This window comes from Arthrobacter sp. ZBG10 (assembly GCF_001238605.1).
Taxonomy (GTDB): domain Bacteria; phylum Actinomycetota; class Actinomycetes; order Actinomycetales; family Micrococcaceae; genus Arthrobacter.
This window is the reverse complement of sequence record NZ_LFQH01000078.1, coordinates 1-4,521: the sequence shown is the minus strand read 5'-3', so window position 1 is coordinate 4,521 and position 4,521 is coordinate 1. Positions and strand designations below refer to the sequence as shown.

General features: G+C 64.8%; 4 protein-coding genes and 1 pseudogene. 1 reads left to right on the top strand and 4 read right to left on the bottom strand.

The features are described 5' to 3' along the window. The 3 genes and pseudogenes from ACU18_RS19765 to ACU18_RS17380 form a co-directional block, all read right to left on the bottom strand. Window positions 1–173, bottom strand: a pseudogene (locus tag ACU18_RS19765) (formaldehyde dehydrogenase, glutathione-independent); the annotation flags it as partial. 53 nt (window positions 174–226) lie between these two features. Next, the gene (locus tag ACU18_RS17385; protein WP_050687669.1) at window positions 227–1,636 is read right to left on the bottom strand and encodes a ferredoxin reductase; all 1,410 of its coding nucleotides are present in this window, start codon (window positions 1,634–1,636) and stop codon (window positions 227–229) included. Next, window positions 1,633–2,937: an aromatic ring-hydroxylating oxygenase subunit alpha gene (locus ACU18_RS17380; protein WP_050687667.1), complete on the bottom strand. Its 1,305-nt coding sequence runs from the start codon at window positions 2,935–2,937 to the stop codon at window positions 1,633–1,635. The genes ACU18_RS17385 and ACU18_RS17380 overlap by 4 nt, the downstream gene beginning before the upstream one ends. Before the next feature lie 160 nt (window positions 2,938–3,097). Between ACU18_RS17380 and ACU18_RS17375 the strand changes: the two genes are divergently transcribed. Then, a complete protein-coding gene (locus tag ACU18_RS17375; RefSeq protein ID WP_050687665.1) occupies window positions 3,098–4,030 on the top strand; it encodes a LysR family transcriptional regulator in 933 nt (310 codons plus the stop codon). Between the two features lie 84 nt (window positions 4,031–4,114). Here the strand turns inward: ACU18_RS17375 and ACU18_RS17370 are convergent, their stop codons facing one another. Next, entirely contained in the window at window positions 4,115–4,318 is a 204-nt protein-coding gene (locus tag ACU18_RS17370; protein WP_050687663.1) for a hypothetical protein, read from the bottom strand. Window positions 4,319–4,521: the final 203 nt, after the last annotated feature.

Genomic DNA, 4,521 nt, shown 5'->3' with positions numbered 1-4,521 from the left:
GACCCGCAGATGTTGGTGCTTACGGTGCGCAGGATGACCCCGTGCGGGACCTTGCGCCCCACATTGACGGGATTGACGCCGGGCCCGGCCTGCAGTTCAAAGGTGGGGTACGGGGTATCGATGATTTCAACGATTCCCGGTGCCTTGTACGCAACGGCTTTGTTACCTGTCATTGAATGGCTCCTATGGTTGGCGGTCTGTGGTTCAGGTGTGCAGCGGGGAACGGCTAGGCATCGATCACCATGTCGGTCTGCGCGGTGGAGCAGCAGGGGAGGAACTTGCCGGCGTCGATTTCGCGGGCCCGGATGCCGCCCTGGTGGTTCATTTCCACTTCCCCTGAAAGTTTGACCACCTTGCAGGAGCCGCACATGCCTTCCTTGCAGTTCGCGCCGATCCTGACGCCGGCGCGCTGGGCCACCCCCAGGATGTGCTCGGTGGGGTCGATCCGGACGTTGATGCCGGTGCGCATGAAGGAAAGGGTGAGGCTGCCGGTTCCCACGGTGTCGAAGCTTGAGGCGTCAGGTGACGCGGCCTGCGGCTCCTGGCTGGCGCCGCCGTCGTTCGTCGAGGCCCCGTCCGGGTCCACGGTTTCCAGCTGCAGCCCCGTGGCCTCCAGGGTGCCATCGGCGTCGTAGCCGGGTTCGTAGAGTCCGAATGCCGCGGGCTGGCCCTCGTAGTAGACCTCGGCGGAATCGGCGATTTCCTCCGCGATTTCCTCCGCGATGTCCGCCGCCAGCGCGAGCTCCGCCTGATATTCGAGGAGGGTCTGGCGATCCCCCGTGAAGAATTCCATGTAGATGGAGGTGTCATCCACGCCCACCTTGCCCAGGAGCTCGGTGGCCGTGTTCAGGTAACCCTCGGGACCGCATGCGTAGACCTGCCGGCCGTTGGCGTCGGGTGCCACCTCGTCGAGCATTGCCGCTGTCAGCCGTCCGCTGAGCCCTTCCCAGCCCTCCGGCTTGTTGCGGTCGCCCAGCGAGTAGAAGATCTTGACGCGGGAGTCCACGGAGGCGATGTAGGCCAGCTCCCGGTGGAAGGCAAAGCCGCCGGCCTCCGCGCCGTGGTACAGCACCACAACGTCGGCATGTCCGGGCAGCGAGTGGATGGTCCGCAGCATCGACATGATGGGCGTGATGCCTGCGCCGGCGGCGAGCAGCAGGTACCTGGCCCGCCGGTCGGCGTCGGGCAGGTGGAAGGCGCCAACGGGTCCCAGCATGTCCAGGACGGTGCCGGGTTTGACGTTTTCGTGCACCCACGGTGAAACCAGCCCGGTGGGGTCGGCTTTGACGGTGATGTTGAAGGTCCACGGTTCCGTGGGCGAACTGGACAGCGAGTAGCTGCGGTCCACCGGGTCCTGGTCCGCACCGTTCACGGGGAAGGCGATGTTCACGTACTGGCCCGCGCGGAACGCCAGGGGCGCACCGTCGCAGCGGCGAAACACGAAGGTCATCATGCCGCCCGCCTCGGGAACGGTCTCGACGCATTCGGCCATGAACTCCTGGGGATGCCACGGGCCCAAGGCGCGGGCGGCTCCAGCGGGTCCGTCGGTGGTACCCATCACCCTGTTCCACGGCATTTCAAGACCGCGAATACGCTGTGGTTCCTGAATGGCCGCCTCAGGGAGGAGCTCAATCATGCCAAGTGCTCCTGAACACGCTGCACGTACCAGTTGATGAATGCCTCGACCTGGTATTCGCTCTTCATGTACGGGCCGGGCTGGTAGGCGGGGCTGCCGGCACCCTTCTGGCACAGTTCCACAAACGCCTTGTCCTGCAGGTTGGTCTGCTCCCAGGTGTAGGTGAGTTTCGCCAGGTCGTAGTCAACGCCTTCCACGGCGTCGTCAGCGACGAGCCAGGTGGTGCGCACCAGCGTCTGGTGCTCGTTGACCGGGAAGACACCGAACGTGATGACATGGTCACTTTGGAAGTGGAACCAGCTGTTGGGCTGCAGGTGCATCGAGCAGCGGCCCAGGCGGAAGTCCCGGAGGTCGCCCAGCAGCTTCTTGGAGAGCCGGCGGCCGTCGGGCGAGAAGGACTCGCCTTCGCCGTCGAGCGATTCCCGGGAGATGCGGATTCCCGCGATGCGGGTATCGAGTTCCTCGACGACCTCGTAGGGCAGGCCGTACCGGCGGCAACGCTCCTCCAGGGAGGACTGGGCTTCCTTGTTGCGGTCCCAGACTTCCTCGAGGTGCGCCGGGATCAGGCCTTCGGTCAGGCCCCAGGTGGGGAAGAGGGAGCAGGCGAGTTCCGGGTGGCCGTCACAGTGGTAGCACTCACGGTTGTTCTCCATGACGAGCTTCCAGTTGCCCTCTTCGATGATGTTCTGCTGGTAGGCGATTTTCGTCTTCGCCAGATCGTGGGGCGCGAGGTAGGGCTCGAAGATTTTCCCGGTTTCGTCGAAATCAGTCGGGGGTTCATCGGCGATGCAGACGAAGATGAGTCCCGCGAACTCGCGGCTGTGGGCGCGTTTGAGGCCGAAGCAGCCCTTGTCGAACTTCGTTTCGCCAGGTGCGGAGGCGTGGATCAGGTCGCCGCTGGGGGCGTAGGTCCAGGAGTGGTAGCCGCACACCAGGTTCCCCGTGGTGCCGGCGGGTTCGGTCAGGACGCGGGCGCCGCGGTGGCGGCACACGTTGTGCAGCACGTTCACGCCGCCGTCGTCGTTGCGGAGCACGATCAGCGAGTAGGGGCCGTAGTCGACGGTGACGTAGTCGCCCGGTTCCGGCAGCTCGGCGACGCTGGCTGCAAAGATCCAGTGCTGGCCGAAAATGGCCTGCATGTCAATGTTGAAAATCGTCGGGTCTGTGTAGAACGGGGCGTCGAGGGAGTATCCCGTGCGCCGGAACTCGAACAACTCGGTGATCTCCGCCAGCTGCGCTGCAGGCAAGGACGATGCGAGTTTTCCGCGGGAATTGAGGGGCAGGCTCACAGGAGCAGTCATGTGTTTCCTCCGGGGAAGGCTGGGTAAAGGTGCGGTTTGTGAGAGCCGCGGGGTGGATGGCGCCAACCGGCGTTTTCAAAAGCGTGTAATCACGAGATTAGGGATCATCGACCTGCTACAAAAGCGCAAGATTCTGGAGGGGACCGTGCACAATGGGTGCATGATCGATCCAAGGCTCATCACCCTTCGTGTGTTCGCCCGCTGCGGCACCGTAGGGGCAACCGCGGAGCTCACGGGCTACTCGCCTTCTGCCGTGTCCGCGCAATTGCGGGAGCTCCAGCGGGTGCTTGGCATGCAGCTGCTGACGAAGGACGGCAGGGGGGTGCGGCTGACCGCCACGGGCCGCTATCTGGTGGCGGGATCCGACGCAATCATTGCGGAATGGGAGGCTTTGCGGGCTGCCGCCATGGAGGCCGGCGACCAGATACCAAGTCGTTTTGGACTCGGCGGATTCTCGACGGCGGCAGCCCAGTTGCTTGCGCCGCTGGCCGCCACGCTGCGCTCCACCCGCCCCCTGCTGGAGGTGCAGGTTCTCGAGGCCAACCCGTCCCGGTGCTTCGATTTGCTGGTTGCGGAGCGGATCGATCTGGCCGTCATAGTGGCGATGCAGGCCGACACATACGGTGAGGACGATCCGCGTTTCGAGCAGACCGTCCTGCTCGATGATCCGCTGGACGTGATCGTCCCTTCCACCCATCCGTTGGCGTCGCGGGAAACGGTGACGCTCGAAGAACTCGCGTCCGAGCCGTGGATCACCGAGGCCGTAGGTTCCACGTACCACGCCCTGTTTACCGCGGCATTCACTGCGGTGGGGGTGACCCCACGGATTGCCCATGAGGCCGTGGAATGGGAAACCCAGATCGCTTTTGTGGGCGCGGGCCTGGGTGTGGGGCTGCTCCCGCGGCTGGCACCCCTGCGCAATGCAGAAAACGTGACCCGGCTGCGGATTACCGGCAAGGGGAAACCCGTACGCCGTATCATCGCCGCGGTCCGCAAGGGCAGCATCGCCTCGCCCCTGATCCAGGAGTCCCTCGGAATCCTCCAGGTCACAGCCAACCGGATCCTCACCGCCCGGCCGGAAGACGAAAACTAGGCCCTGGTCAGCCGTGCCGATTTGCGGGCACGGCTGAGCGGTCCAGGGCTGGAGTGCCCTGGACCGCTCAGTGGAGAACTCTTCTTAAGGCTGACGGGAAAAGCGGGAACCGAGATCGCTGTCGACGTACGAGCCGGGACGGGTCCCGGTGGTGTGCTGGCAGTTGCAGCCGCCATCGAGCTGCAGGCGGACGGTCACGGGAGTTGCGGACTCCAACCGGACATCGACGAAGTCTTTTCCGTCGGTGCTGACCCGGAGAACCTGTTCCGGGACGTTGAGCTGGGACATGGGGTTTGCCTTTGCTGGGGATGGGGAGGGTGGGCCCAGGCGGCACGGGCCGGGGAAGCAGTGTGCCGCCTGGGGTGTTACTGGTTGTTTTGCTGCCCGGTTCCGGACTGGGTGCCCACTGCAGGGATGCTCCCCGTGGGAGTTCCGCCCTGGCAGTCAGTCTCGGGGCAGTTTTCGCCGCATTCGTGGCGGGTGACGAGGTC